Source organism: Micromonospora sp. WMMD708 (genome assembly GCF_049315245.1).
Taxonomy (GTDB): Bacteria; Actinomycetota; Actinomycetes; order Mycobacteriales; family Micromonosporaceae; genus Micromonospora; species Micromonospora wenchangensis.
In genome coordinates this window covers 376,792-402,921 of sequence record NZ_CP186060.1, presented here as the reverse complement: position 1 = coordinate 402,921, position 26,130 = coordinate 376,792, and the positions used below count along the sequence as shown (strand labels likewise).

25 protein-coding genes and 1 pseudogene are annotated in these 26,130 nt (G+C 73.3%); 14 read left to right on the top strand and 12 right to left on the bottom strand.

Annotated features, from left to right (window positions below; all coding sequences use genetic code 11):
- Positions 1–31: 31 nt before the first annotated feature.
- A complete protein-coding gene (phoU, locus tag ACN260_RS01820; RefSeq protein WP_204957604.1) occupies positions 32–685 on the top strand; it encodes a phosphate signaling complex protein PhoU in 654 nt (217 codons plus the stop codon).
- Between the two features lie 71 nt (positions 686–756).
- Here phoU and ACN260_RS01815 read toward each other — a convergent pair whose 3' ends face one another.
- Positions 757–1,524: a phosphoglyceromutase gene (locus ACN260_RS01815; RefSeq protein ID WP_422754453.1), complete on the bottom strand. Its 768-nt coding sequence runs from the start codon at positions 1,522–1,524 to the stop codon at positions 757–759.
- A 151-nt stretch (positions 1,525–1,675) separates the two neighbouring features.
- Between ACN260_RS01815 and ACN260_RS01810 the strand changes: the two genes are divergently transcribed.
- The gene (locus tag ACN260_RS01810; RefSeq protein ID WP_422754452.1) at positions 1,676–3,019 is read left to right on the top strand and encodes an MDR family MFS transporter; all 1,344 of its coding nucleotides are present in this window, start codon (positions 1,676–1,678) and stop codon (positions 3,017–3,019) included.
- A gap of 754 nt (positions 3,020–3,773) precedes the next feature.
- Here ACN260_RS01810 and ACN260_RS01805 read toward each other — a convergent pair.
- From ACN260_RS01805 to mshA, 3 genes are all read right to left on the bottom strand, one after another.
- A complete protein-coding gene (locus tag ACN260_RS01805; protein ID WP_422754451.1) occupies positions 3,774–4,514 on the bottom strand; it encodes a hypothetical protein in 741 nt (246 codons plus the stop codon).
- Between the two features lie 76 nt (positions 4,515–4,590).
- Complete coding sequence (locus ACN260_RS01800; protein WP_088646095.1) at positions 4,591–5,106, bottom strand: YbjN domain-containing protein; 516 nt, start codon at positions 5,104–5,106, stop codon at positions 4,591–4,593.
- A gap of 60 nt (positions 5,107–5,166) precedes the next feature.
- Positions 5,167–6,531: a D-inositol-3-phosphate glycosyltransferase gene (gene mshA / locus ACN260_RS01795; RefSeq protein WP_422754450.1), complete on the bottom strand. Its 1,365-nt coding sequence runs from the start codon at positions 6,529–6,531 to the stop codon at positions 5,167–5,169.
- A 182-nt stretch (positions 6,532–6,713) separates the two neighbouring features.
- Here mshA and ACN260_RS01790 point away from each other — a divergent pair, with 182 nt between their 5' ends.
- Positions 6,714–7,481, top strand: a complete 768-nt coding sequence (locus ACN260_RS01790; protein WP_422754449.1) for an SDR family oxidoreductase — start codon at positions 6,714–6,716, stop codon at positions 7,479–7,481.
- Positions 7,482–7,487: 6 nt separating this feature from the next.
- Positions 7,488–8,285, top strand: coding sequence for a class I SAM-dependent methyltransferase (locus ACN260_RS01785; protein ID WP_422754448.1), 798 nt, complete (start codon positions 7,488–7,490; stop codon positions 8,283–8,285).
- A gap of 23 nt (positions 8,286–8,308) precedes the next feature.
- Here ACN260_RS01785 and ACN260_RS01780 read toward each other — a convergent pair whose 3' ends face one another.
- Positions 8,309–9,400, bottom strand: a complete 1,092-nt coding sequence (locus tag ACN260_RS01780) for a UDP-N-acetylmuramate dehydrogenase (RefSeq protein WP_422754447.1) — start codon at positions 9,398–9,400, stop codon at positions 8,309–8,311.
- A gap of 70 nt (positions 9,401–9,470) precedes the next feature.
- On the opposite strand from ACN260_RS01780, the gene ACN260_RS01775 reads away from it, so the two are divergent.
- The 7 genes from ACN260_RS01775 to ACN260_RS01745 all read left to right on the top strand — a co-directional run bounded on the left by ACN260_RS01775 (position 9,471) and on the right by ACN260_RS01745 (position 17,553).
- Positions 9,471–10,232, top strand: coding sequence for a maleylpyruvate isomerase family mycothiol-dependent enzyme (locus ACN260_RS01775; protein WP_422754446.1), 762 nt, complete (start codon positions 9,471–9,473; stop codon positions 10,230–10,232).
- A gap of 230 nt (positions 10,233–10,462) precedes the next feature.
- On the top strand, positions 10,463–11,770 hold the full coding sequence (locus tag ACN260_RS01770) for an ABC transporter substrate-binding protein (RefSeq protein ID WP_422754445.1): 1,308 nt from the start codon (positions 10,463–10,465) through the stop codon (positions 11,768–11,770).
- A gap of 86 nt (positions 11,771–11,856) precedes the next feature.
- Positions 11,857–12,843 carry a carbohydrate ABC transporter permease gene (locus tag ACN260_RS01765; RefSeq protein WP_422754444.1) on the top strand — a complete coding sequence of 329 codons (987 nt, stop codon included), beginning with the start codon at positions 11,857–11,859 and terminating at the stop codon, positions 12,841–12,843.
- Positions 12,840–13,673 carry a carbohydrate ABC transporter permease gene (locus ACN260_RS01760; protein ID WP_422754443.1) on the top strand — a complete coding sequence of 278 codons (834 nt, stop codon included), beginning with the start codon at positions 12,840–12,842 and terminating at the stop codon, positions 13,671–13,673. Before ACN260_RS01765 ends, ACN260_RS01760 begins: the two co-directional genes overlap by 4 nt.
- Positions 13,674–13,731: 58 nt before the next feature.
- A complete protein-coding gene (locus ACN260_RS01755) occupies positions 13,732–15,111 on the top strand; it encodes a GH1 family beta-glucosidase (protein ID WP_422754442.1) in 1,380 nt (459 codons plus the stop codon).
- 19 nt (positions 15,112–15,130) lie between these two features.
- Positions 15,131–16,138: a LacI family DNA-binding transcriptional regulator gene (locus ACN260_RS01750; RefSeq protein ID WP_363650746.1), complete on the top strand. Its 1,008-nt coding sequence runs from the start codon at positions 15,131–15,133 to the stop codon at positions 16,136–16,138.
- A 446-nt stretch (positions 16,139–16,584) separates the two neighbouring features.
- Positions 16,585–17,553: a GNAT family N-acetyltransferase gene (locus ACN260_RS01745; RefSeq protein WP_422754441.1), complete on the top strand. Its 969-nt coding sequence runs from the start codon at positions 16,585–16,587 to the stop codon at positions 17,551–17,553.
- A 43-nt stretch (positions 17,554–17,596) separates the two neighbouring features.
- Here ACN260_RS01745 and ACN260_RS01740 read toward each other — a convergent pair whose 3' ends face one another.
- On the bottom strand, positions 17,597–18,391 hold the full coding sequence (locus ACN260_RS01740) for an EI24 domain-containing protein (RefSeq protein WP_422754440.1): 795 nt from the start codon (positions 18,389–18,391) through the stop codon (positions 17,597–17,599).
- Between the two features lie 84 nt (positions 18,392–18,475).
- Here ACN260_RS01740 and ACN260_RS01735 point away from each other — a divergent pair, with 84 nt between their 5' ends.
- On the top strand, positions 18,476–19,471 hold the full coding sequence (locus tag ACN260_RS01735) for a helix-turn-helix transcriptional regulator (RefSeq protein WP_422754439.1): 996 nt from the start codon (positions 18,476–18,478) through the stop codon (positions 19,469–19,471).
- Here ACN260_RS01735 and ACN260_RS01730 read toward each other — a convergent pair.
- Positions 19,462–20,379 carry an SDR family oxidoreductase gene (locus ACN260_RS01730; RefSeq protein WP_422754438.1) on the bottom strand — a complete coding sequence of 306 codons (918 nt, stop codon included), beginning with the start codon at positions 20,377–20,379 and terminating at the stop codon, positions 19,462–19,464. The two genes, ACN260_RS01735 and ACN260_RS01730, sit on opposite strands and share 10 nt — an antisense overlap.
- Positions 20,380–20,455: 76 nt before the next feature.
- Here ACN260_RS01730 and ACN260_RS01725 point away from each other — a divergent pair, with 76 nt between their 5' ends.
- Complete coding sequence (locus tag ACN260_RS01725; protein ID WP_422754437.1) at positions 20,456–21,148, top strand: nucleotidyltransferase domain-containing protein; 693 nt, start codon at positions 20,456–20,458, stop codon at positions 21,146–21,148.
- Here the strand turns inward: ACN260_RS01725 and ACN260_RS01720 are convergent.
- The 4 genes and pseudogenes from ACN260_RS01720 to ACN260_RS01705 form a co-directional block, all read right to left on the bottom strand.
- The gene (locus tag ACN260_RS01720) at positions 21,138–22,025 is read right to left on the bottom strand and encodes an alpha/beta fold hydrolase (protein ID WP_422754436.1); all 888 of its coding nucleotides are present in this window, start codon (positions 22,023–22,025) and stop codon (positions 21,138–21,140) included. The two genes, ACN260_RS01725 and ACN260_RS01720, sit on opposite strands and share 11 nt — an antisense overlap.
- Positions 22,022–22,336: a DUF2516 family protein gene (locus ACN260_RS01715; RefSeq protein ID WP_088643267.1), complete on the bottom strand. Its 315-nt coding sequence runs from the start codon at positions 22,334–22,336 to the stop codon at positions 22,022–22,024. The genes ACN260_RS01720 and ACN260_RS01715 overlap by 4 nt, the downstream gene beginning before the upstream one ends.
- Before the next feature lie 70 nt (positions 22,337–22,406).
- Positions 22,407–23,213 (bottom strand): hypothetical protein, encoded by an 807-nt coding sequence (locus ACN260_RS01710; protein WP_422754435.1) that lies wholly within the window; start codon positions 23,211–23,213, stop codon positions 22,407–22,409.
- 182 nt (positions 23,214–23,395) lie between these two features.
- Positions 23,396–24,124: pseudogene (locus ACN260_RS01705) on the bottom strand (helix-turn-helix domain-containing protein); the annotation flags it as partial.
- 112 nt (positions 24,125–24,236) lie between these two features.
- Between ACN260_RS01705 and ACN260_RS01700 the strand changes: the two are divergent.
- The gene (locus ACN260_RS01700; RefSeq protein ID WP_422754434.1) at positions 24,237–25,037 is read left to right on the top strand and encodes an alpha/beta fold hydrolase; all 801 of its coding nucleotides are present in this window, start codon (positions 24,237–24,239) and stop codon (positions 25,035–25,037) included.
- A 21-nt stretch (positions 25,038–25,058) separates the two neighbouring features.
- Here the strand turns inward: ACN260_RS01700 and ACN260_RS01695 are convergent, their stop codons facing one another.
- On the bottom strand, positions 25,059–26,018 hold the full coding sequence (locus ACN260_RS01695) for an asparaginase (RefSeq protein WP_422754433.1): 960 nt from the start codon (positions 26,016–26,018) through the stop codon (positions 25,059–25,061).
- Between the last annotated feature and the right edge of the window lie 112 nt (positions 26,019–26,130).

The window sequence follows — 26,130 nt, the reverse complement described above, 5'->3', positions numbered from 1 at the left end:
CCACCGGCGGCACCGACCCCAGGAAGTGACGATGCGCGACGAGTTCCGGGCCGACCTGCAGATCGTCAGCCAACTGCTGGTGGACATGGCCGACGGCGTACGCGCCGCGATGCGCCAGGCCACCCGCGGCCTGCTGACCGCCGACCGTGAGGCGTCCGAGGCCGTGATCGCGCGGGACGCCGAGATCGACGACCTCTACCAACACGTCGAGGAGCGGGTCTGCGACCTGCTCGCCCGCCAGGCGCCGGTCGCCTCCGACCTGCGCGCGATGATCACCGCGCTGCACGTCGCGGCCGACCTGGAGCGGATGGGAGACCTGGCCGACCACGTGGCGAAGACCGCGCTGCGCCGGCACCCGTCCCCGGCGGTGCCGGCCGAACTGCGGCCGGTCTTCACCGACATGGCCTCGGTCGCCGACCGGATGGCCGAGAAGATCGCCAAGGTGCTGGCCACCCCCGACGCCGACATCGCCGCCGAACTGGACCGCGACGACGACGTCATGGACGACCTGCACAAGAGCCTGTTCGGCATCCTGCTCGGCGACGGATGGCCGTACGGGGTGGAGACCGCCATCGACGCCACCCTGCTCGGCCGGTTCTACGAGCGGTTCGCCGACCACGCGGTCAACGCCGGTGAGCGGGTGGTCTACCTGATCACCGGGGAGACCGCCCCCGCCGCCGGCTGACCCGTACCGCCCGACGACGACAGGGCTCCCGGCCCGGCGGAGGTCGCCGGACCGGGAGCCCTGTCGTCAGCTCAGCGGCCCTGGTTGGCGACGGCGGCAGCCGCCTCCTTGGCGGCGGCCGGGTCGAGGTAGGTCCCACCCAGGGTGAGCGGGCGCAGCTGCGGGTCGAGGTCGTAACGCAGCGGGATGCCGGTGGGGATGTTCAGCTTGGCGATCGCGGAGTCGGAGATCTGGTCGAGGTGCTTGACCAGGGCGCGCAGCGAGTTGCCGTGCGCCGCCACCAGGACCGTGCGGCCGGCGAGGATGTCCGGCACGATCGAGTCGTACCAGTACGGGAGCATCCGCGTCACCACGTCCTTGAGGCACTCGGTGCGCGGCATCAGCTCGGTCGGCAGCAGCGCGTAGCGCGGGTCACCGACCTGGGAGAACTCGTCGTCGTCGGCGATCGGCGGCGGCGGCGTGTCGTACGAGCGACGCCAGAGCATGAACTGCTCCTCGCCGTACTCGTCAAGGGTCTGCTTCTTGTTCTTGCCCTGCAGGGCGCCGTAGTGGCGCTCGTTGAGCCGCCACGACCGGCGCACCGCGATCCAGTGCCGGTCGGCGGCGTTCAGCGCCAGCTCGGCGGTGCGGATCGCCCGGCGCATCACGCTGGTGTGCACCACGTCCGGCAGCAGGTCGTGCTCGCGCAGCAGTTCGCCGCCGCGGCGCGCCTCCGCCTCACCCTTGGCGGTCAGGTCGACGTCGACCCAGCCGGTGAAGAGGTTCTTCGCATTCCAGTCGCTCTCGCCGTGCCGCAGCAGGACCAGCGTCCCGACGGTGGGCCCCTCGCTCGCAGTCATGCCGATCATCCTGCCGCACGGCGTCCGGGGACACGCGGGCGGTGGTGGTGACGACCACCACGTGGAAAAACGGATGACCGGTGTCCACCCCCGGAACTAGGTTGTAAGGCGCTTCAAGGACAGCGGTCATTACCTGAGCGGGGGCGCGGGCGTGCGGACGGTACGGGGTTGGTTCCGGGACACCACCGGTGGGCTACCGAGGACCTTCTGGTACCTCTGGACGGGCACCCTGATCAACCGGCTCGGCTCGTTCGTGCTGGTCTTCCTCGCCATCTACCTGACCCAGGCCCGCCACTTCTCGGCCGCCCAGGCCGGCCTGGTGATGGGCCTGTGGGGGGTGGGCGGCGCGGTGGGCACCACCGTGGGCGGCACCCTGGTCGACCGGTGGGGACGGCGACCCACCCTGCTCACCGCCCACCTGGGCGCGGCCACCATGATGCTGACGCTCGGCTTCGCCCGGCCACTCTGGGCGGTCGCCGTGGGGGCGCTACTGCTCGGCACGTTCGCCGAGGCCGCCCGGCCGGCCTTCGGGGCCATGATGATCGACGTGGTGCCGGAGCAGGACCGGCTGCGCGCGTTCTCGCTCAACTACTGGGCGATCAACCTGGGCTTCGCCTGCGCCGCCGTGCTCGCCGGCCTCGCCGCCGAGGCCGGCTACCTGCTGCTGTTCGTGGTCGACGCGGCCACCACCCTGATCACCGCGCTGATCATCTTCGTCAAGGTCGGCGAGACCCGCCGCGCCCCGGCGACCGGCGCCGTCAAGGGTGCGACGAGCGGCCCGCCCCGGGTGGGTGCGCTGCGCACCATCGCCGCCGACCGGGTCTTCCTGGGCTTCGTCGTGCTCAACCTGTTCGGCGCGCTGGTCTTCCTCCAGCACATCTCGATGCTGCCGATCGCGATGGGCGACGCCGGCCTGTCCCCCGCCACCTACGGCTCGGTGATCGCGCTCAACGGGGTGCTGATCGTGGTGGGGCAACTCTTCGTCCCCCGGCTGATCCGGGGGCGGAGCCGGTCGCACGTGCTCGCCCTCGCCTCGGTGGTGATGGGGGTCGGCTTCGGGCTGACCGCGTTCGCCGACGCCGCCTGGTTCTTCGGGCTGACCGTGCTGATCTGGACGCTCGGCGAGATGCTCAACTCCCCGTCCAACGCCACCCTGATCGCCGAGCTCTCCCCTGCCGAGCTGCGCGGCCGCTACCAGGGCGTCTTCTCACTGTCCTGGCAGGTGGCCGGGGCGGTCGCCCCGCTGCTCGGCGGACTGGTGCGCGAACACGCCGGCAACGCCACGCTCTGGCTGGGCTGCGCCGCGATCGGCGTGGCGACCGCGCTGGCCCACCTGCTCTCCGGGCCGGCGCGGGAACGCCGGGCGGCCCGCCTGCGCCGCCCCGAGGTCCCCGTCGTGCCGGTCACCGCCGTCCAACCGCCGGCCCCGCAGCCGGCCGAGGCCAAGGTGCGGACCGCACCCGCCGAGCCGGTCACGGCCCGCACCCCCGCCTGAGTACGCCCACCGCCCCGACCGCACGCCCACGCCACCCGGCCGCTTCCACCTGCTTCCGCTCTGCCCGGCCGAACGCCGCCCGGCCGAACCCGCCGCCCTTGCCCGCCACCGCCGGCCCGCGTCCCACACCCGGTGCCCTGCCCGCACCCGCCGCCCTTGCCCGCCGCCCCTCGCCGTAGTCGCCGGCCGAGTCGTTAACGACGTCAGGTCGAAAGGACGCGCCTGGGCTACCCGGCCCCGGGCTGGGACAGCTCCCGTCAGGCCCGCGACGACATGGACAATGCCCCCACAGGCCGAGACCCTGGCCGCCGTCCGTACACCTGGGCCGCTGGCCGGGGCCGGGCCGGGCGCGGCAGCCCTGAGCCGCACGCCCTCGCCGCCAGAGCGGCGAGGCTTCCGCACGGGTCGAACGGAACGGGTCGAACGGGCCGGTGAACGGCAGAGCGCCCACCGGCGACCGATGGTCGCGGTGGGCGCTCGTACCGCCTGCCCGGCGGCGGCGGGCGACCCTCACCCCCGTAAGCGTCGCCCGCTCGCGCCGCCGGTTCCCGGGTGGCACCGTCCCCCAACGGTGTGACCCACCCGATTGCGTCTCGCTCGGTGCACGGATCTGATCGATCCGCCGCTCCCCCGAACGTTTCCGAGCGTGACGCGGTGCAATAAAGTTAGTTCGCCCGGATTCCGGATTCAACCTTCGAGCGCTGTCTCGCCGGTCACAACACGGGGCTACCCGGCAGCCATTCCGCCAAACGCCTCAGCCGTCTTCCCGATCGGGTGACTCGGTGCGGAAGAAGTTGCTCGGCCGGCCGTCCCGCAACTGCTCCTGGAAGATCAGGTTCAGCTTGCGGGAGTCGAACGTCCGGAACCAGTCGTCCCAGCTCACCACGCGCAGCCGGCGGCTCTCCCGGTAGCCCGGGATGTCGAAGGTGAGCACCCCCGGCCGGCCGTTGCGCTCGGTGCCGGCGATGGTGGCCGGCTTTGCCCCCCGGGCCGCGGCCCAGTTCCGGATCACCTGGTGGTTGGTGGTCACCAGGCTGCGCCCGGGACGTTCCGGACGGTCCGCCGGAGAGGTGATGAGCTGCGCGGAGCGTACCGAACGGGAGGTGGCCCGGCCGGTGCGCACACCCGTGGCGCGGGCGGCTCCCGCCGGCGTCGCCTTGGCCCGCGTACGCGACGGGGTGGCCTTGGCCTTCGCGGCCCCGGCCGTGCTCCGGCGGGCGGGTGCCCGGCCGGACGGGCCGGTGCTGCGGCGGGCGGCGCCGCCGGCCCGGCCCTCCGCGCGCAACGTCCGCGCGAGCGCCTTCACCAGTTCCGGCTTACGCAACGCGGAGATACCCGAGACCCCCCGCCGACGCAACTGGCCCCGGATCTCGTCGACCCTCATCCGGGAGATCTCCGACTCGGAGATGCCCGGCGTGTTCGGGGTCCGGTTGCCGGCCTGACGCGTGGTCCCGGTCGCCGTCGCGCCGCGACCTGAGCTGTTCCGCTGAGCCATGACACGCTCCTCGACAGTCCGTCCTCGGCCTGCGGCGGGTCCCACACTGCCGCGCCGCAGCGCTGCGGCATACCCGTCAGGACCGGTCCGAACCTCCGGCGGACGGGGTGAACAGGTGCGCGAAGGCGGCCAGGTTCGCGGTCGACTCGCCCCGCTTGACCCGCCACTCCCACTCCCGGCGGATGGAACTGCCGAACCCGATCTCCAGCATGGTGTCGAAGGACTCGTCGGCGTAGCTGAGCACCGCGCCGAGCAGCCGGTCCAACTCGTCGGCGTCGACGGCGGACGGGTTGACCCGCCCGGTGAGGTAGACGTCGCCGACCGCGTCGATCGAGAACGCCACCCCGTACATCCGGGCGTTGCGTTGCAGCAGCCACGCCCACAGCTCCTCGCGCCGCTCGTCGGGCTGGCGCATCACGAACGCCTCGACCCGCAGCGCGTGCTCGCCGACGATCAGGTTGCAGATCGTCTTCAGCTTGTGGGTGCCGGGCAGGGTGACCGCGTACGAGCCCTCGCCGGTGGCCTCCCAGTCCAGTTCCCGTTCGGTGCAGACCGCCTCAATCAGGGCCGCCAGCTCGCTCTTCGCGCTCATCGGACCCACTCTACGGCCGCCGTGGCCGCCCCACCCGGCGACGAGGGGCGGGGCACCCGGTCACCAGGAGCCGGTGAGTGCCGGACCGTCGGCCAGCCGGGCCGCCAGCCGCTCCCGGTGCCCGGTGACCGCCTCGCCGTAGACGGTGAGCAGCCCGGAGACGGTGCGTTCCCAGGAGAAGCTGCGGGCGTGCCGGGCGGCCCCCCGACCAAGCGCCTCCCGACCGGCCCGGTCGGGCAGCAGCCGGGCCAGCGTACGGGCCCAGTCGGTCGGGTCGTGGCCGTGCACGAGCACGCCGCTGGCCTGGTCCCGCACGGCGGTGACCAGGCCGCCCACGGCGGCGGCGACCACCGGCGTGCCGCATGCCTGCGCCTCCAGCGCCACCAGCCCGAACGACTCGTTGTGCGAGGGCACCGCCACCAGGTCGGCGGCCCGGTAGAGGGCGGGCAGGTCGTCCCCGGTACGCGGCGGCAGGAAACGCACCCGGTCGGCGACCCCCAGCGAACCGGCCAGCTCGATCAGGGAGGTGGGCCGGTCCAGGCCGCTGCCACTCGGGCCGCCACAGATCACCACGGTCACCTGGTCGGCGAGGGCCGGCTCGCGTTCCCGCAACGCGGCGACCGCGCGGACCAGCACGTCGGGAGCCTTCAACGGCTGGATCCGGCCGACGAACGCGACGACGTACCCGTCGGTGGGCAGGCCCAGCCGGCGACGGGCGGCGCGGGTGGCGACCTCCCGGTCCCCGACGGCGGGCCGGAACCGCGCCAGGTCCACCCCCGGCTCGACGACCGCCACCCGGGCCGGGTCGGCGGCGTACCTGTCGATCAGGTCGGTGGCCTCCGCCCGGGTGTTCGCGACCAGCCGGTCGGCCTCGGCGACCACCTGCTCCTCGCCGATCACCCGGGCCTTCGGCTCCGGCCGGTCACCGGCGGCGAGCTGGGCGTTCTTCACCTTCGCCAGGGTGTGCGCGGTGTGCACCAGCGGCACCCCCCAGCGCTCCTTGGCCAGCCAGCCGACCTGGCCGGAGAGCCAGTAGTGCGAGTGGATCAGGTCGTAGTGGCCCGGTGGGCGGGCCGCCTCGGCCCGCAGCACCCCGGCGGTGAAGGCACAGAGCTGACCGGGCAGTTCCTCCTTGGTCAGCCCCTCCAGCGGGCCGGAGGTGACGTGCCTGACGTGCACCCCGGGGGCCATCTCCACGACCGGGGGCAGGTCACCGGAGGTGGCCCGGGTGAAGATCTCCACCTCGACGTTCGCCTCGGCGAGCCGCCGGGCGACCTCCAGGATGTAGACGTTCATGCCACCCGCGTCGCCGGTGCCCGGCTGGTGCAACGGCGAGGTGTGCACCGACAGGGTGGCGATCCGGCGGGGCCGGGGCCACGGCAGGGCACCTCGCTGACGACCGACACCGGTGTGCTGATCCGCCACGTCCGCTCCCTCTGTCACGGTTGATGCCGTTCCGCACGACCGGCGCTCCTCGGACAACCTTCACGCCGGATGCAATCTTCCCCATCGGGCTTCGGAAATGCCTCGCCCCGGGCCGTGGGCGTGACGGACCTCATCACGGGACCCGGAACGGCCGGTCGTGCCGGCGGGGTGAGAATGGCCTGATGACCTCTGTCGCGATCGTCACCGGGGCGTCCAGCGGGATCGGCGCGGCCACCGCCCGCCGGCTCGCCGCCGAGGGTTTCCACGTGCTCGCCGCCGCCCGCCGCACCGACCGGCTCGCCGGTCTGGTCGCCGAGATCGCGGCGGCCGGCGGCAGCGCCACCGCCGTGGCCTGCGACGTCACCTCGGACGAGTCGGTGGCCGGGCTCGCCCGCGCCGCCGCCGACGCCCCCGGCCCGGTCACCGTCCTGGTCAACAACGCCGGTGGGGCGCGAGGGCTGGACCCGGTGGAGACCGGCTCGGTCGCCGACTGGCAGTGGATGTACGACGTGAACGTGCTCGGCACGCTGCGGGTCACCCAGGCCCTGCTGCCGGCCCTGGAGCGCTCCGGCGCCGGGACCGTCGTGGTGGTCTCGTCCACCGCCGGTTTCACCGTGTACGAGGGTGGCGGCGGGTACAGCGCGGCCAAGCACGCGCAGACCGCCGTGGCGGGCACCCTCCGGTTGGAGTTGTGCGGCCGGCCCGTCCGGGTGGTCGAGATCGACCCCGGGATGGTCCGGACGGAGGAGTTCAGCCTGAACCGCTTCGGCGGGGACGCGACGAAGGCCGACGCCACCTACGCCGGGGTGGCGCAGCCCCTGGTGGCCGCCGACGTCGCCGAGTGCGTCGCCTGGTGCGCCACCCTCCCGCACCACGTCAACGTGGACCGTCTGGTGGTCCGCCCGCTGGCCCAGGCCGCCCAGCACAAGGTGCACCGGGTCGGGCAGTGACCCGGGATGGCTGACCGGGGCCGGCAACGACCGGTGGGGGTGGTGACCCGGGGGACGACGAACCCGAACCGGCTCCGCCGGGTCGACAACTGGATCGTCGGGACCTGCGGCGACCGGTTACGGGCCGCCGCCGACCCGCTGGTGGTGGACCTCGGTTACGGGGCCACCCCGGTCACCGCCGTCGAGCTGCGGGACCGGCTGGCCGCCCGGGTCCGCGCCGACGTCCGGGTGGTCGGGCTGGAGATCGATCCGGTACGGGTGGCCGCCGCCGCGCCGGCCGCCGACCCGCCGGGGTTGACGTTCGCCCGGGGCGGCTTCGAACTGGCCGGGTTGCGGCCCACCGTGGTCCGGGCGTTCAACGTGCTCCGCCAGTACGACGAGAGCGAGGTCGCCGACGCCTGGCGGACGGTCATCGACCGGCTCGCCCCGGGCGGGGTGCTGGTCGAGGGCACCTGTGACGAACCGGGCCGGCTGGCCGGCTGGCTGCTGATCGACTCCACCGGCCCCCGGACGCTGACCCTGGCCGCCAAACTGACCACGCTGGAGAGCCCGGCCCGGTTGGCCGAGCGCCTGCCGAAGGCGCTGATCCACCGCAACGTGCCGGGTGAACGCATCCACGCCCTGCTGCACGCCCTGGACGACGCCTGGCACGCCGCCGCCGGGCTGGCCCCGTTCGGTCCCCGCCAACGGTGGCTGAGCGCCGTCGGCACCCTGCGGTCCAACGGGTGGCCCGTCCTCGACCGCCCCCACCGGTGGCGGCACGGCGAACTCACCCTCCCCTGGCCCACCATCGCCCCCACCTGACCCCAGGGCGGGGGCGGGGTGAGTCAGAGGGTGCAGTTGACGAGGACGGGTTCGGGGTGGAGGGGGACGGCGAAGCGGGTGTGGACGCCGTCGCGGATCTCCCGGGCGAGGGCGATCAGGTCGGCGGTGCGGGCGGTGCCGCTGTGGTTGGTCAGGGCCAGGGTGTGCTTGCCGGAGATGGCGGTGCCGCCCGGCCCGGGGTGGCCCTTGGCGAAGCCCGCCTTGTCGATCAGCCAGGCGGCGCTGACCTTCACCAGGTCACCGGGGCAGGGCCAGGACGGGGGTTCGCCGATGTCGGCGGCGCGCTCGCGCAGCAGGTCGTACGCCGCCCGGTCGAGCACCGGGTTGGTGAAGAACGAGCCGACCGACCAGGTGTCCGGGTCGGCGGGGTCGAGCACCATGCCCTTGCCGGCGCGCAGGCCCAGCACGGTGTCCCGGGCGGCGGCCAGCGGCACCCGGTCACCGACCTCGACGCCGAGCGAGCGGGCCAGTTCGGCGTAGCGGACCGGCCCGGACAGCGGCGAGCGGTCCAGCCGGAAGTCGACCGAGAGCACCACCCAGCGGTCGCTGTACTTGAAGATGCTCCCCCGGTAGGCGAAGCCGCAGTCCGCGGCGGCGACGGTGGTGAGCCGGTCCTCGGCGCGGTCGTACACCTGGACGCCGGTGATCCGTTCGGCGACCTCCTGGCCGTACGCGCCGACGTTCTGGATGGGGGTGGCGCCGGCCGAGCCGGGGATGCCGGAGAGGCACTCCAGGCCGGACCAGCCGTTGTCGACGGTGGCGGCGACGAGGTCGTCCCAGGGTTCGCCGGCTTCGACCCGTACGGTGACGGTGTCGGTGTCCTCGGCGACCACGGCGTAGCCCCGCGACCGGACCAGCACGACGGTGCCGGGGAAGCCGGCGTCCCCGACGACCACGTTGCTGCCGCCGGCGAGGACCAGCACCGGTTCGTCGCGCCGGTGCGCCTCGCGGACCCGGTGGACGAGCCCGTCGGCGCTGGTGGCGGTCACGCAGCGGGCGGCGGGGCCACCGAGCCGCAGGGTGGTGTATTCCGCCAGGGCGGCCGGATCGGCGGGTTCGGCGTCCGTTGTCGGTTTGGCGTAGACGTCTGACACGCCTTTCACCCTAGGCTGAGGGGTAGCCGCGGCACCCACTGGTCGCCGGGTCACCCCGGGGAGGATTGCGATGAGCAGACTGCACGCCACGAAGGACTTCTGGTTGGGAGCGCTCCGGGTCGACGGCCCGGCGTTCGCCGCGGCCGTCGCCGAGGCCCCGCCGGAGACACCGGTGCTGTCCTGCCCGGGGTGGACGGTGTCCGACCTCACCGTGCACCTGGCCGGCCTCTACCACTGGGTGCACTCCGTCGCGGGTGCCGGGGACACCGCGCAGCCGGCCAGTCGCGACGACACCGTCGACCTGCCCGCCGGGGTGACGCCGCTCCAGCTCTGGCAGCACCAGTACGACCAGCTGATGACCCTGTTCGACGCGCTCGACCCGGAGGCCCCGGCGTGGAACTGGGCGCCGCAGCCGAAGAGGGCCGGGTTCTGGCTGCGGCGGATGGCGCACGAGACCGCGGTGCACCGGTGGGACGCCCAGCTCGCCATCGCCGCCGGTGACCCGATCGAGGCGAAGCTCGCCGCCGACGGGGTGAGCGAGGTGCTGGACACCTGGCTGCCGGCGGGCCGGCGCAGCGGTTCGGGGCAGTGGCAGGGGGTGGTGCACCTGACCGCCAGCGACGCCGCACAGGACTGGTACCTGCGGATGCGTGGTGAGGGGGTGGCGCTGCTGGACACCGCGACGGTGTTCGGGCACGACGACCACCACGCCCGGGTGCAGGTCACCGGTTCGGCCAGCGATCTGCTGCTGGCGCTGTGGGGCCGGGTCAGCTTCGACACCCTGGGGGTGGCGGGGGACCGTTCCCTGCTGGAGGGCCTGCGGGTGGGCTGACCTACCGCACCGCGTCCGCGAGAGCGGCCGTCCCCGTCCGGGGGCGGCCGCTCTCGCGTGTCCGGATTCCACCAGCCGCGAGAGAGCGCTCTCTTGACAGGAGTCGATCGACCCACCACCCTGTCGTGAGAGCGCTCTCTCACGGAGATCGAATCCGGGCCGACGACCCGTGCGGCCCGCTCATACGCAGGTCCACACCCCACCACCCGACCTGAGAGGGGTCCCGACCCATGGGTGTCTTTTCCCGCCGCCGCCTCACGGCGATCGCCCTGGTGGCCACCACCGCACTGCTCGGCACCACCGCCTGCGGCGGCGACGACGAGGCCGCCGACGGTGGCCCGGTCACGCTGACCGTCGACGTGTTCGGCCAGTTCGGCTACGAGAAGCTCTACCGGGAGTACGAGGCCGCCCACCCCGGCATCAAGATCGTGGAACGGGGCACCGGCGGCAACCTCGACGAGTACTCCCCCAAGCTCACCCAGTGGCTCGCCGCCGGCAAGGGCGCCGGTGACGTGGTCGCCATCGAGGAGGGGCTGCTCGTCGAGTACAAGGCCAACCCGCAGAACTTCGTCAACCTGCTGGACCACGGGGCCGCCGACCTGAAGGGCAACTTCCTGGAGTGGAAGTGGAACGGCGGGCTGACCGCCGACGGCAAGCAGCTCATCGGCCTCGGCACCGACGTCGGCGGGATGGCGATCTGCTACCGCAAGGACCTCTTCGCCGCCGCCGGCCTGCCCACCGACCGGGAGGCCGTGTCCAAGCTCTGGCCCACCTGGCAGGACTACGTGCGGGTCGGCGAGCAGTTCACGGCGAAGAACACCGGCGCGGCCTTCCTGGACGCCGCCACCAACACCTTCAACACCATCCTGCTCCAGACCGCCGGCAACACCACCGGCTACAGCTACTACGACACCGCCGACAAGCTGGTGGTCGACAGCAACCCGGCGGTACGCCAGGCGTACGACACCACCGTAGACATCATCGACTCCGGCCTCTCCGGCCGGTACGGGGCCTGGTCGGAGGAGTGGGTGTCGGCCTTCAAGCAGGCCAAGTTCGCCACCATCGCCTGCCCGGCCTGGATGACCGGGGTGATCGAGGGCAACGCCGGCCCGGACGCCAAGGGCAAGTGGGACATCGCCCAGGTGCCCGGCAGCGGCGGCAACTGGGGCGGCTCCTACCTGGCGGTGCCGAAGCAGAGCCGGCACCAGGCCGAGGCGATCGAGCTGGCCAAGTTCCTGACCAGCGCCAAGGGCCAGATCGGCGCGTTCCAGGAGAAGGGGCCGCTGCCGTCGTCCCCGCAGGCGCTGGACGACCCGGCGATCGTCAACTCGACCAACGCGTACTTCTCCGACGCCCCGGTCGGCAAGATCTTCGCCGCCGGCGCGAAGAGCCTCAAGCCGGTCTACATGGGCCCCAAGAACCAGGCCGTCCGCACCGAGGTGGAGAACGCCGTGCGCACCGTCGAGCTGGGTCAGCGCAACCCCGCCCAGGGCTGGACCGACGCCACCACCAACGCCCGCAAGGCCGCCGCCAAGTGATGCCGTCCGGGGGCGGGGTCGCGGCCCCGCCCCCGGACGGGGGGCAGGTGGAGCAGGCCGGGACCATGAGAGGAAGAGCACGGGAGATGGTTGTTCAGGTCGACGGTCCGCCGCCGGGGGCGGTACGGACCCGGAGCAGACGGCCGGAGCGGGAGCACCGGTTGGCCCGGCTCGACGTCAGGTACTCGCCCTACCTGTACGTGACGCCGTTCTTCCTGCTCTTCGCGGTCTTCGGGCTGTATCCGCTGGCGTACACGTTCTGGGTGTCGCTGCACGACTGGGACCTGCTGGGGGTGGACCCGGCCTTCGTGGGCGCGCAGAACTACACCCAACTGCTGGCCGACGCCGACTTCTGGAACTCGGTGGTGAACACCCTCGGCATCTTCGTCCTCTCCACGGTGCCGCAGCTGCTCGCCGCCCTGTGGCTGGCCAACCTGCTCAACCGCCGGCTGCGGGCGCGGACCACCTGGCGGATGGCGGTGCTGGTGCCCAACGTCACCTCGACGGCGGCGGTGGCGATCGTCTTCGCGGTGCTCTTCGGCCGCGAGTTCGGCATGATCAACTGGCTGCTGGACCTGGTCGGCGTCGACGCGATCGACTGGAAGGCCAACCGGTTCGCCGCCTGGACCGCCATCTCCGCCATGGTCGACTGGCGGTGGACCGGCTACAACGCGCTGATCTTCCTGGCCGCGATGCAGGCCATCCCCCGCGACCTGTACGAGTCCGCCTCGATCGACGGGGCCGGCCGGGCCCGGCAGTTCTGGTCGATCACCGTGCCGCTACTCAAACCCACGATCATCTTCGCGGTGATCATCTCCACCATCGGTGGGCTGCAACTGTTCACCGAGCCCCGGCTGTTCAACTCCGGCACCAACGCGATCCGGGGCGGACCGCTGCGCGAATCCCAGACGATGACCATGTACATGTTCGAGAACGCCTTCGCCCCGCACTACAACTTCGGCTACGGCTCGGCCGTCGCCTGGCTGCTCTTCGCCCTGATCGCGGTGGTCGCGGCGATCAACGTACTGATCCTGCGCCGGCTCGGCGGCGGCGCCCGCAAGGGGGACCGATGAACCGCATCTGGTCGGCCGGCCGGCTCACCTACCCGGCGCTGACGCTCACCGCCCTGCTGTCGATCTTCCCGATCTACTGGATGTTCGTGGTCGCCAGCCGCAGCAGCGACGCGATGGGCCAGGTGCCGCCGCCGCTCACCCCCGGCGGCAACCTCGGCGCGAACATCACCCGGCTGTTCGCCAACCCCGACGCGCACTTCCTCACCGGTCTGGTCAACTCGACGATCGTCGCGGTCAGCGTCACCTTCTCGGTGGTGCTCTTCTCCACCCTGGCCGGGTTCGCATTCGCCAAGCTGCGGTTCCGGGGCCGCAACGCGTTGCTCATGGTCATCATCGCCACCATGATGGTGCCCACCCAGCTCGGGGTCATCCCGCTGTACCTGCTGATGACCAAGCTGAACTGGAACGACCGGCTGCCGGCGGTGATCGTCCCGGCCCTGGTCACCGGGTTCGGCGTGTTCATGATGCGCCAGTACGCGGCCCAGGCGGTCAGCACCGAACTGATCGAGGCCGCCCGGGTCGACGGCTGCCACACGCTGCGGATCTACTGGAACGTGGTGCTGCCCGCGCTGCGCCCGGCCGCCGCCGTCCTCGGCCTGCTCACGTTCATGACGACCTGGAACGACTTCCTCTGGCCGTACGCTGTGCTCAACGACCCGGAGAACCCGACCGTGCAGTTGTCGTTGCGGGCCCTCTCCGACGGTTACTACCAGGACATGTCGCAGGTGTTCACCGGCACGGCGATCGCGACGCTGCCGCTGCTGCTGGTGTTCGTCGTGTTCGGTCGCCAGATCATCGGCGGCATCATGGAAGGTGCGGTTAAGGCGTGAGCGCGAGGAGTGAGCCGGGTTTGCGAGCCCCGCAGTCGCGAACGAAGGAGAAGGCCGCGTGAACGATGTTCGATTTCCGGAGGGCTTCGTGTGGGGCGCGGCGACCGCCGCGTACCAGATCGAGGGTGCGGCCCGCGACGACGGGCGCGGCGAGTCCATCTGGGACACCTTCAGCCGTACGCCGGGCAAGGTGTTCGCAGGGCACACCGGTGACGTCGCCTGCGACCACTACCACCGGTACGCCGACGACGTGGCGCTGATGGCCGAGTTGGGGCTGGCCGCGTACCGGTTCTCGGTGGCCTGGCCCCGGATCAGGCCGGACGGCACCGGCCCGGTCAACCCGCGCGGCCTGGACTTCTACGACCGGTTGACCGACGCGCTGCTCGACCGGGGCATCGACCCGATCGTCACGCTCTACCACTGGGACCTGCCGCAGACGTTGCAGGACCGGGGCGGCTGGACCAGCCGGGAGACCGCCGAGCACTTCGCCGACTACGCCCTGGCGGTGCACGCCCGGCTCGGTGACCGCATCCGCACCTGGACGACGCTCAACGAGCCGTGGTGCTCGGCGTACCTCGGTTACGGCAACGGGGTGCACGCCCCCGGCGAGCAGGACGCGGGTGCGGCGTTCCGGGCCGTACACCATCTGCTGCTGGGGCACGGGCTGGCGGCGCGGGCGCTGCGGGCGGCGGGCGCGCGGACGGTCGGGATCACCCTCAACCCGGCGGACGTCGCGCCTGCCGATCCGGCCAGCGCCGCCGACGCCGCCGCGGTACGCCTCGTCGACGGCCTCCAGAACCGGATCTTCCTGGACCCGCTGACCGGGGCCGGCTACCCGGCCGACGTGCTCGAACACGTCGCCCGGATGGTGGAGCCCACGTTCGTCCGGGACGGCGACGAGAAGATCATCGCCGCGCCGCTGGACCTGCTCGGCATCAACTACTACTCGCCCACCTACGTCGCGGGCCGCCCGGACGGGGCGGGCAGCAGCGCCTACCCGGGCACCGAGCAGGCGGTGGAGTTCCTGCCCGCCACCGGGCCGGTGTCCGACATGGGCTGGCAGATCGAGCCGGCCGGGCTGACCCGGCTGCTGGTGCGGATCGCCGCCGACTACCCGGGGCTCCCCCTGATGATCACCGAGAACGGTGGCGCGTTCCCCGACGACGGCAGGAGCCCGGCGGCCGACGCGGCGGGTCGGATCCACGACGCCGACCGGATCGCCTACCTGGACGGGCACCTGCGGGCCGCGCACGAGGCCATCTCCCGCGGAGTCGACCTGCGCGGCTATCTCGTATGGTCGTTGCTGGACAACTTCGAGTGGGCCGAGGGCTATCGGAAGCGGTTCGGGATCGTCCACGTCGACTATCTGAACCAACGGCGCACCCCGAAGTCGAGCGCCCGGTGGTACCAGGAGGTGATCTCCCGGAACGGGCTGTGACGAGGCGGTGGTATCGGGTATGACGGCGGCACAGCGGCCCACCCTGGAGGCGGTCGCCCGGCAGGCCGGCGTGTCCCGGGCGACGGTCTCCCGGGTGGTGAACGGCTCCACCACGGTCGCCGAGCCGATCCAGGAGGCGGTCCGCCGGGCGGTGGCCGAGCTGGGGTACGTGCCGAACCTGGCCGCCCGCAGCCTGGTCACCCAGCGGACCGACTCGGTCGCCCTGGTGCTGCCGGAGGCGGCCACCCGGGTCTTCTCCGACGACCAGGTCTTCCCCGGGCTCATCCGGGGCGCGGCCCAGGAGTTGGAGGCCGCCGACAAGCAGCTCGTGCTGATGCTGGCCGGCTCGCCCGCCGGGCACGACCGGGTCGCCCGCTACACCACCGGCCGGCACGTCGACGGGGTGCTGTTCGCCTCGCTGCACGGGGAGGACCCGCTGCCCGGCCGGCTCGCCCGCCTCGGCATCCCGGTGGTGTGCAGCGGCCGGCCGCTGGACGCCGCCGACGTGCCCTACATCGACGTGGACCACATCGGCGGGGTCGCCAGGGCGACCCGCTACCTGATCGACAACGGCCGTCGTCGGATCGCCACCATCGCCGGCCCCCAGGACATGGTCGCCGGCATCGAACGCCTCGCCGGCTACCGGGACACCGTGGTCGCCGCCGGCCTGCCGCAGATGATCGAGTACGGCGACTTCACCCGCGAGTCGGGGACCATCGCGATGCGTCGGCTGCTCGCCGCGTACCCCGATCTGGACGCGGTCTTCGCCGCCTCCGACCTGATGGCGCACGCCGCCCTGCGGACGCTGCACGAGGCGGGACGGCGGGTGCCGGAGGACGTCGCGGTGATCGGCTTCGACGACATCGAGACGGCCGCCTACACCGAGCCGCCGCTGACCACCGTGCGCCAGCCGATCGTCGAGCTGGGCCGGAAGATGACCCGGCTGCTGCTGGCCCTGGCCGACGGTGCGGAGGTGGAGCGGGCGGTGGTGCTGCCGACGGAGCTGGTGATCAGGCAGTCCGCCTGACCGCGCCCCCTCCCCTCCGCTGCGGTGCACCGCCCGCCCGCTGCGCTGCCACCTCCCCGCCCCACCCGCTGCGCCGCCGCCCGCCCTTCCGAGCACCCCACCCGCCGGTTGAACATCGACAATTTCGTCACTCTCAGCAATATCGGGTCGCCCCCTCCTTCTCCTGCTCAGCAACTTTGCTCTGCTGCTCTCCGCGCGACAGACACCCTTCGTGACCGTTCCGACGCAACGGCTCACCAAGCGCCAGTTGCGAAACGGCAGGTAGGAATCCTGTCGCCTCCATGGCAGCAGAGCAAAGGATGCGCAGGTGACCCGGCGGGGACGGGTCAGCAAACACGGAGAGTGAAATGCGGCCGAGTCGGGAACGAAGTTACTCAGTGCAACAACCAGGGTGGGTGCGGAAAAGCCGTGGTCGGCGACACCGGCCCGTGCCTACGCTCGCGGGCATGCCTGACGCTGCCGCATCGCCGCCCGCCCACGACTACTCCGCGCGGTCCACCGGGCAGCCAGGGGCGGGGTGGCGCATCCGCACCGCCCGGCCGGACGACGCGCCGGGGGTGGTGGCGCTGCGGTCGCTGGTCCATCCGTACCTGGTGCGGGGCGTCGCGTCGACCCGGCAGATGATCGCCCAACCGCCGCCCGAGGAGGACTGGACGGCCTGGGTGGCCGAGGCGGACGGCCGGATCGTCGGCTGGGCCTCGGCGTACCGGAACGCGCACACCTCGGTGCCGGACTTCGGGGACGTCTCCACCCTGCACGTACACCCGGAGCACCGGGGACGGGGCATCGGCACCGCGCTGCTCACCGCCGCGCTGGACCACCTGGCCGTGCTGCGGGTCCGCCGGGTACGCACCTGGGTGCAGACCGACTCGCTGCCGTACGCCCGCCGGCACGGGTTCACCCCGAGCAGGGAGCTGCGCTACTCGGCGCTCGACCTGCGCACCGCCCCGCCGATGCCCGAGCCGCCCGCCGGGGTACGGCTGCTCCCGCTCGCCGGGCTCGACCCGTACCAGGTCCACCTCCTCGACGCCGCCGCCGCGGTGGGCGAGCCGGGCGACGTGCCGGTGGACGCGACCAGCTACTCGCTGTGGCGGTCGGAGTGCTGGGACAACCCGGGACTGGACCGGGAGGCCGGCACGGTCGCCGAGGTCGACGGCACGCTGGTCGCGCTCAGCCTGGTCAAGCGGGACGGCGACCGGATGTGGTCCGACTTCACCGCGACCCGGCCGGAGTACCGGGGCCGGGGGCTGGCCCGGCTGACCAAGCAGGCCGCGCTGTACCGGGCCGCCGGTCGCGGGGTACGCACGGCCTACACCTCCAACGACGAGGCCAACGCGCCGATGCTGGCGGTCAACACCCGCCTCGGCTACCGGCCGGTGGCCTCCGCCTGGTCCTGCCTGCGCGACCTGCCCTGACGTCAGGTCCGGCCGGGCCGTCGGGCCGCCGGGCAGCTGCGGGTCAGCTCTCCTCGATGTGCTGGCCCAGCGAGCGGCGGGCCAGCAGCGCCGCCCCGGCGACGGCGGCCGGCATCACCAGCACCGCACCGAGCGGGATCAGGAAGCACAGGAAGACCGCCACGCCGAAGCCCAGCGAGGTGGCCCGGTCGGCCTTCAGCCGGGCCCGCCGGTCCGGCAGCCGCAGCCCGCGCCGGGAGAACGGCGCACCGACCAGCTCCACGGCGAGCAGCCAGCCGCCCACCGCCGCGCCGACCACCGGCACCACGGTCTGCCCGACCACCGGGATGAACCCGGCCAGGAACAGCGGGATGCCGAACAGCACCGAGAGCCCGACCAGCCGGAGCGAGTCGACGACGCTGCGCCGCAGCGACGCACCGAACGGCACCTCCACCGCGCCGGGGGTGCCGCCGAGGCGGTCCTCCACCCGCTCGGAGATCTTCTCGTAGAACGGGTCGCCGATGACCAGGGTGACCGCGGTGAACCCGACCACGGTGAGCAGCCCGCCGAGCCCGAGGAAGGCCAGCCCGGCGATCACCCGTACCAGGCTGCGCGGGGTGTCCGACCAGTCGTCGGCGAACGGGGTCACCCACGCCGCCAACTCGTCCACGAAGTAGATCAGGGTGGCGAACGCGGCGACGAAGAGCACGGCGGACAGCAGCGCCGGCACCACGCCCAGCAGCATCAACCCCGGGCTGCGGACGTACAGGCCGAGGCCGCGCAGGAGCAGGCCCACGCCGCCGAAGAAGCGACGGGTGGCGCCGGTCACCGGCGCGGCGATCGTACGGGGTCCGTTCACGACCGCAGAGCCTATCGGCCGTACACCATCGCCACCGGACACCCGGTGGCGCCGAACGTCGGGTCGGGCCGGCAGGATGCAGGGGTGCGCGCCGCCCGGTTGATCTCCCTGGTGCTGCTGTTGCAGGCCCGGGAGACGATGACCGCCGCCGAACTCGCCCGGGAGCTGGAGGTGTCCGAGCGGACCGTCTACCGGGACGTGCTGGCGCTGTCCGCCGCCGGGGTGCCGGTCTACGCCGACCGGGGACGGGCCGGCGGGTACCGGCTGCTCGGCGGCTACCGGACCCGGTTGACCGGGCTGACCCGCGACGAGGCGGAGGCGCTCTTCCTCGCCGGGCTCCCCGGCCCCGCCGGTGACCTGGGACTGGCCGACGCGGTGGCGTCCGCCGAGCTGAAGGTGCTCGCCGCGTTGCCGCCGAGCCTGCGCGACGCCCCGGCCCGCACCGGGCAACGGTTCCACCTGGACGTGCCCGGCTGGTTCCGGGAGTCCACCCCGCCGCGCTGGCTGACCGAACTGGCCCGCGCGGTGTGGCGGGACGGGGTGGTCGAGCTGCGGTACCGGCGCGGCGAACGGGAGGTGACCCGCCGGGTCGAGCCGTACGGGCTGGTGCTCAAGAGCGGCACCTGGTACCTCGTCGGCCGGGTCGGTGACGCGATGCGCACCTACCGGGTGGACCGGATGGTCGACGTCGTGCCCGACCCGGCGACGTTCGTCCGGGACGACGGTTTCGACCTGGGTGGCTACTGGCGGGAGCAGGCCGAGGCGTTCCTGCGGGGCATGCTCGCCGAGCGGGTCACCGTCCGGGTCAGCCCCGTCGGCCTGCGCCGGCTGCGGTTCCTCGCCGACACCCCCTTCGCGTACGAGGAGGCGCTGGCCGCCGCCGGGGCACCCGACGGGCAGGGGTGGGTGGTGACCCGGCTGCCCGTCGAATCCGTCGAGGTGGCGTACGTCCAGCTGCTCGGCTTCGGTCCGGAGGCGGAGGTGCTCGACCCGCCGGAGCTGAGGGCCCGCCTGGTCGACGCGGCGGCCCGCTCAGCCGCCCTCTACGGCGTCACCCCCGTACCCCCGGATCAGCGGTAGCCGGTGGGGTCGGCGGGCCGGTCCGCCTCGACCACCTCGCTGAGGTAGCGGAACGCGTCCGGGCGGCTGCCGTCGAGGTCGGTGAAGCCGTACACCCGGGCCAGTTCGCCGGCCGAGACGGACGCCTGGTTCCAGCGGGCCCGGTCGTCGTCGGCGGCCAGGGCGACGACCGCGCGCCCGACGAAGGCCGGCGTCTCCGAGATGACGAAGTGCGGGTCCTTCGCCGCGCCGTCGCGCCAGGTCTCCTCGGTCACCCCGAAGTGTTCCAGCATCGCCTCGGACCGGATCCAGCCGGGGGTGAGCGCCACGGCGGTGCACCCGTGCGGCGCCAGCTCGTGCCCCCAGCTGTACGCGAGCCGGGTCACCGACACCTTCGCCAGGTCGTAGAAGACCGACAGCCGGTAGTGCGTGTCGTTGTACGCCCGGGTGCCGTCGCCGATCTCGACGACCAGGCCGCCGGGGCGGCGGATCAGCAGCGGCAGCGCGAAGTGGCTGGTGATGATGTGGGTGTCCACCGCCAGCCGCAGGGTGTGGAACCCGGCTTCCAGCGGCTGCTCCCAGACCGGCTTCTCCCAGGTGATCAGGGGGTCGGCACCCCAGATGTCGTTGACCAGCACGTCGAGTCGGCCCTGTTCGGCGTCGATCCGGGCCACCAGGTCGCGTACCTGCGCGGGCACCAGGTGGTCGACCCGGACCGCGATGCCGGTGCCACCGGCGGCGGTGACGAGCTCGGCGGTCTCCTCGATGGTCTCGGGACGGTCCAGCTCGGAGCGGCCGGCCCGGCTGCTGCGTCCGGTGGCGTAGACCGTCGCCCCGGCCGCGCCGAGCTGGATCGCGATCTGCCGGCCCGCGCCCCGCGTCGCACCGGCCACCAGCGCGACCTTTCCGTCCAACGGTGTCGTCGTCATACCGTCGAGGGTGGCAGTGATACCTGACAACCGAAGTCCGGTTTCGCGTGCCGGTCCGATCCGGCATGCTCCCGGCATGCACCTGCTGCTCTCCGGGATCGTCGGTTCGGTCGCCTACGGGCTGGCCGGCCCCGGCTCGGACGTCGACCGGATCGGCGTCTTCGCCGCCCCGACGGTGGCCTTCCACGGCCTGCGACCGCCCCGGGAGTCGGTGGTCACCACCGACCCGGACGTCACCCTGCACGAGGCCGGCAAGTACGCCCGGCTGGCGTTGAGCGGCAACCCGACGGCCACCGAGCTGATCTGGCTGCCCGACGACTGCTACGAGACCCGTACCGAACCCGGTGACCGCCTGATCGCCATCCGGTCGGCGTTCCTCAGCGCGCCGCGCGTCCGCGACGCCTACCTCGGGTACGCGAGTCAGCAGTTCCGCAAGCTGACCACCCGCGACGCGACGGTGGGCGGTCGACGCCGCTCGGCCAAGCACGCCCGGCACCTGGCCCGGCTGCTGCACCAGGGGCGCACCCTCTACGCCACCGGCCGCCTGGAGATCCGGCTGGCGGACCCGCAGTGGTTCCGGGAGTTCGGTGAGCGGGTCGCGGGCGGCGCGTTGGCAGAGGCGGAGGCGCTGGTCGCCGAGGCGGAGCGGGACTTCGACCGGCTCCGCACCCCGCTGCCCGACCGGCCCGACGAGGCCACCGTGGAACGCTGGCTACGTGCCGTACGCGCCGCCCACCTGCCGGCGGCGGACGCCGACGTCAGTCGTTGAGGAAGGTGGAGATCCGGTCCCGCAGGTCGGCGCGGTCGGTCCAGGCGAATCCGGGACGGTCGTAGACGTGCAGGGTCGCCTGCGGCAACGCGTCGGCCAGCTCGGCGGCGATGTGGGTCGGGTGCAGGTCGTCGCCGACGCAGCCGATCACCAGGGCCGGGGCGGTCACCCCGGCCAGGGCGGCGAGGTCGGCCAGCGGGGACTGTTCCGGCAGGTCGGCCAGGCCGGCGGCGAGCCCGTCGCGGAGCAACTGGTCGAGCCGTTGGCGCAGGTAGGCCCAACCCGCCGGGGTGTTGCGGACCGACGGCGGCAGCTCCAGGGCGACCACGTCCGCCACGGCTGAGGCGTCGCCGCCGGACACCGCCTCCAGCAGGTCGGCCAGCCGCTGCTGGGCGATCGGGCCGCGCGGCCGGTCGAGAACGGCGGGGAGCAGGAAGACCAGCTTCTCGAACCGGTCCGGGCTCTCGGCGAGCAACCGGCACAGCGCGCCCGCGCCGAGGCTGGCCCCGAACGCCCGGGTGGCGCCGCTGAGATCCGCCACCGCCCGCAGGTCACGGGCCAGGTCGAGGTAACTCCACGGGCCGGGCGGCGCGTCGGAGCGGCCGTGCCCCCGGAACTGGAAGAAGACCCGACGACCGGCGACCGCGCTGCCGAACGGGCGGGTGGTGGCGATGCCGTTGCCGAACCCGTGCGCGAACACGGTGACCGGGTCACCGACGCCGGTGACCAGCCGTTCCAACTGCACGTCGTGCGGGGTGGCGATCAGCTCGGTCTCCGGCTCCGGCAGGGCGGGTCGCCCGGTGCGCGGTGCCCCGGGCCCCGGACCCCAGGTGCGGGGTCCGCCGTCCGGTGGTGGCGGCCAGCGGAAGCCCCTCACCAGAACCCTTTGCCGTCGTGCAGGTCGCGCAGCCCCACCCGGACGTCGAGCAGGTAGATCAGGCCGGCCGCGATGCCGATCAGCCCGAAGATGCTCAGCGCGCCGAAACCGAGCAGGGTGAGCAGCATGCAGACGGCCAGGATCGCGATCCAGCCCCCCTTGGGCAGGGTCCCGATCGCCGGGAAGGCGTCCGAGCGCTGGGTGAACGCGTGCACCAGCGAGATGCCCTGCACCGCCAGTGCGAACACGAGCAGGACCAGGTCGATCACGTAGACGAGGTGGAACACGAAGATCGGCGCGGCGATGGCCATGTCGGCCAGCATATGCCGACGGCCCCGGAAACGTCCGTCAGGACGCCCCCGGGGCCGGTGTCGGCAACGGTCACCCGGCGGCCGGGCGGGTCCGCTTCGTGGTCTTCGGCTTCGCCGCCGTACCGGTCGCGGTCGTCGATTCGGTCGTCGCCGGCTTGGTGGCCTTGGCGGCCTTGCTCACCCGGGTCCGGGTGGTCTTGGCGGCGGCCGGCTTGGCCTCGACGACCTCGGCCACGTCCGCCGGGGTCGGCGTGTGGTCGGCGGCGGCCCCGCCCGAGGGGCTGGTGGTCACGGTGTCCGAAGGGCGGCTGGTCACGGCGTCCGCCGGGCCGGTCGTGGTGTCCGCCGTGGTCCCCGTGCGCACGGTGGCGTCGGTCGCCTCGATGTCGGCGTTGACGGTGTCGGCGGCCTCCAGCACCCCGGCACCGACCACCCGCTCGCCCCGGGCGATCAACGCGCCGTACGCGGCCAGCGCGCGCTCCTGGGCGGCCTGCGCCCCGGCGACGACGACGGCGGCGTTGCGGGTGGCGGCACCGCGCAGCCGGTCAAGGTCCAGTTCGGCCCGGAGCTTGTCCAGGTCCAGTTCGGCGCGGAGCTTGTCCAGGTTCAGCTCGGTCGGGGCGACCCGCTCGCGCAGGCCGGTGGCGGTCAGGTTGGCGGTACGGAAGGTCTCGGTGGCCTTCTGCCGCAGCTCGACCCCGGTGACGACGGCCCGGCCGCCCAGCTCGGCGACGACCCTGGTGCCGTCGGCGACGACCCGGTTGCCCAGCTCGGTCGCGACGGTGGGCAGCTTGCGCAGCTGCTGGTAGGCCAGCTCTCCGGCGCCGGCGGCGGCGTAGAGCGGGGCAGGGATGCGGTTGGTCTTCGGCTGGGTCATGACAACTCCTCCTCGGCCGCTCCGGCGGCCCTGCTGGTGCTGGTCGTGGGTGCGGCATCCGTCCGGTCGGCGCGGGTGCCGGTGGTGGGCGCGGGGTCCGGGGAGAGCGCAGCCGTCGCGGCGGTGGCGGCGCTGCCCGGGGCGGGGGCGGTGCCCGCCTCGGTGCGGGCGACCGATTCCAGGACGGCCTCGGTCGGGGTGCCCTCCGGGGTGACCGGGCCGGTGGCCGCCGGGGTGATCCCGGCTGCCGCCCCGGTCGGCACGGCCGGCGCGGACGGGCGGCCCGTCGGGGCCGGCGTGTCCGGGCGGTCCGCCACGGCGGCAGCGGTCCGGTCGGTGACGACCGGTTGATCCGTGACGGCGGCACGGTCGGTGACGGCCTCCGCGACGGTCTCGTCGGTGACGGCGGTCCGATCGGTGACCACGGTCTCGCCGGTGGCGGTCCGGCCCGCAGCGGACGGGTCCGGTGCGGTGGCGGTGGCCGGTCCGTCGGATGCGCCGGTGGGTCCGGCCGGGGCCACCGGCTCGTCCTCGGCGGACGGGTTGGCGGCGGCTTCCGCCTCGGCCAGCCGGGTGTTCTCCCGGCGGAAGGTCTCGTAGATCTGGCTGAGGGACTGTTTCTGGGCCATCGTGAGGTCGGGGTCGACCGCGATGGCGGCGAGCACCCCTTGGCCCTCCTTGTCGTCGAGCAGCCCGGCCCGCAGATACATCGCCGGGGTGGAGACCCGCAACGCGCTGGCGAGCTGCTGGAGCACCTCGGCGCTGGGCCTACGCAGGCCCCGCTCGATCTGGCTGAGGTAGGGGTTGCTCACCCCCGCCTGCTCGGCGAGCTGGCGGAGCGAGATCTTGGCGTTCCGCCGCAGGTCACGGATGAATCCGCCGACGTCGGGTAGATCCTTGGGTGCGGCCATACCCCAACGGTAGTCCGCGCCGCTAGCTCCAGCAAGCAAAACGCTTGCCAGAGTTAGCGAGGTAACAAAACCGCCTTGCGGCACCGGATGCCCGATCCGTACCTTGCACGGCGTGACCACGAACCTCGCCGTCAACGGCACCACCCTGGGGTACGACGAGGCGGGCAGCGGCAGCCCGGTGCTCCTGCTGCACGCGGGGATCGCCGACCGGCGGATGTGGCACGGCGTACGGGACACCCTCGCCGACCGGCACCGGGTGATCTGCCTGGACCTGCGCGGCTACGGGGATTCCGCGCTGCCGCCGGAGTCCTTCGCCCACCACGACGACGTCCGGGCGGCGCTGGACGCGCTCGGCATCGCGCAGGCCGCCCTGGTCGGCTGCTCGTTCGGCGGGGCGGTGGCCATCGACACCGCGCTGGCGTACCCGCAGCGGGTGTCGGCGCTGGCGCTGTTCGGCACCGCAGTCTCCGGGCACGAGTGGTCGGAGCAGACCGAGGAGTTGTGGGACACCCTGGTCGGCGAGGTCGACGAGGAGGATCTCGCGGCGAGCGCGGCCGGTGAGGTGCGGTTCTGGGTGGTCGGGCCGTACCGCCGCCCGGAGGACCTGGACCCGGCGTTCATCGCCGCCGCCGAGGAGGCCGACCGGCGGGCTCTCGCCGCCGAGCAGGCGCTGAGCGCGGTGGACGTCGTCGAACTCGACCCGCCCGCCATCGACCGGCTGGGCGAGCTGAGCATGCCGGTGCTGGTCACCGCCGGCGCCGTCGACATTCCGGACATCATCCGGCTGGCCGACCGGATCGCCGCCGAGGCTCCGGACGCCCGCCGCCTCCCCGACGTGCCCGACGCCGCCCACCTGGTCCCGCTGGAACGCCCCGCCCCGGTCGCCGACGCGCTGCGCGCCTTCCTCCCCTGACAGCGGAGGCGAGGGGGCGGGTCACCAGACGGGACGGACCGCGCCGACGGGGAGACCACCACCCAGCAGGGGCAGTTCGGCGTACTCGGTCAGGACGGGGGCCTGCACGCCGAGCCGGCGCAGCCCGGAGACCAGCACCGGCATCCGGGCCCGGGTGGCCCCGTCGTCGATCTTGAGGACGACCGCGCCGACGCCGGGCAGCGCGGCGGCGATCACGCCCTCCGCGCCGATCTTCGCCAGCATCCCCGGTACGCCCCGCATCAGCCGGGTGTCGTCCGCCCCGGTGCCGCCGACCAGTTCCGGATACGCCCGCATCGCGTCCGCGACGGTGCGCTCCGGGGAGCCCGGCTCGGCGGTCACCAACCGCAGGAACGCCCGTGCCAGCCCGGTCAGCGAGACCGCCAGCACCGGCGCACCGCAGCCGTCCACGCCGACCGCCGCCGCCCGCTCGCCGGTGAACTCCTCGATGGTGGCGGTCAGCCGCCGCTGCAACGGGTGCTCCGGCCGCCAGTACCCGTCCAGCGGCCAGCCGGCGGCCAGGCAGGTCAGCAGCATCCCGGCGTGCTTGCCGGAGCAGTTCATCGCCAGCCGGCTCGGGCCACCGCCGGCCCGGAGCACGGCCTGTCGGGCGGCCTCGCCGAACGGCAGGTCGGGCGGGCAGTGCAGGGCGTCCGGATCGAGTCCGGCGCAGCGCAGCAGCGCAGCCACCCGGGCCAGGTGGAACTCCTCACCGGCGTGGCTCGCCGAGACGAGCGCGACGTCGGCCGGGTCGGTCACCGCCAGCCCGGCCCGGAGCATGCCTAGCGTCTGCAACGGCTTGCTGGCCGAGCGGGGGAAGATCGGCGAGGTGCCGTCCCCGGCACCGGCCACCGGCGTGCCGGCGGCGTCGAGCACCACCACCGAGCCCCGGTGCACGCCCTCCACGAACCCCGACCGGACCACCTCGGCGAGCGGCCCGCCACCCTCGTACGTCTTGGTCACCCTGGGAAGGTACCGACGCGGACCGGCCCGCCCGGCACCCGGGTGACCTGCGACGTCAGCCACGAGGGTACGGAGCGCCGGGCCCGGCGTGGCTTACCTGCCCACGGGCCGG

What these genes read in the sequence shown, in the direction of transcription:
- ACN260_RS01760 (WP_422754443.1), top strand. Translation starts at nt 12,840, where the DNA reads ATGAACCGCATCTGGTCGGCCGGCCGGCTCACCTACCCGGCGCTGACG.
- ACN260_RS01790 (WP_422754449.1), top strand. Translation starts at nt 6,714, where the DNA reads ATGACCTCTGTCGCGATCGTCACCGGGGCGTCCAGCGGGATCGGCGCG.
- ACN260_RS01770 (WP_422754445.1), top strand. Translation starts at nt 10,463, where the DNA reads ATGGGTGTCTTTTCCCGCCGCCGCCTCACGGCGATCGCCCTGGTGGCC.
- ACN260_RS01815 (WP_422754453.1), bottom strand. Translation starts at nt 1,524, where the DNA reads ATGACTGCGAGCGAGGGGCCCACCGTCGGGACGCTGGTCCTGCTGCGG.
- ACN260_RS01750 (WP_363650746.1), top strand. Translation starts at nt 15,131, where the DNA reads ATGACGGCGGCACAGCGGCCCACCCTGGAGGCGGTCGCCCGGCAGGCC.
- ACN260_RS01745 (WP_422754441.1), top strand. Translation starts at nt 16,585, where the DNA reads ATGCCTGACGCTGCCGCATCGCCGCCCGCCCACGACTACTCCGCGCGG.
- ACN260_RS01710 (WP_422754435.1), bottom strand. Translation starts at nt 23,213, where the DNA reads ATGACCCAGCCGAAGACCAACCGCATCCCTGCCCCGCTCTACGCCGCC.
- ACN260_RS01800 (WP_088646095.1), bottom strand. Translation starts at nt 5,106, where the DNA reads ATGAGCGCGAAGAGCGAGCTGGCGGCCCTGATTGAGGCGGTCTGCACC.
- ACN260_RS01765 (WP_422754444.1), top strand. Translation starts at nt 11,857, where the DNA reads ATGGTTGTTCAGGTCGACGGTCCGCCGCCGGGGGCGGTACGGACCCGG.
- ACN260_RS01775 (WP_422754446.1), top strand. Translation starts at nt 9,471, where the DNA reads ATGAGCAGACTGCACGCCACGAAGGACTTCTGGTTGGGAGCGCTCCGG.
- ACN260_RS01715 (WP_088643267.1), bottom strand. Translation starts at nt 22,336, where the DNA reads ATGGCCATCGCCGCGCCGATCTTCGTGTTCCACCTCGTCTACGTGATC.
- phoU (WP_204957604.1), top strand. Translation starts at nt 32, where the DNA reads ATGCGCGACGAGTTCCGGGCCGACCTGCAGATCGTCAGCCAACTGCTG.
- ACN260_RS01805 (WP_422754451.1), bottom strand. Translation starts at nt 4,514, where the DNA reads ATGGCTCAGCGGAACAGCTCAGGTCGCGGCGCGACGGCGACCGGGACC.
- ACN260_RS01730 (WP_422754438.1), bottom strand. Translation starts at nt 20,379, where the DNA reads ATGACGACGACACCGTTGGACGGAAAGGTCGCGCTGGTGGCCGGTGCG.
- ACN260_RS01725 (WP_422754437.1), top strand. Translation starts at nt 20,456, where the DNA reads ATGCACCTGCTGCTCTCCGGGATCGTCGGTTCGGTCGCCTACGGGCTG.
- ACN260_RS01785 (WP_422754448.1), top strand. Translation starts at nt 7,488, where the DNA reads ATGGCTGACCGGGGCCGGCAACGACCGGTGGGGGTGGTGACCCGGGGG.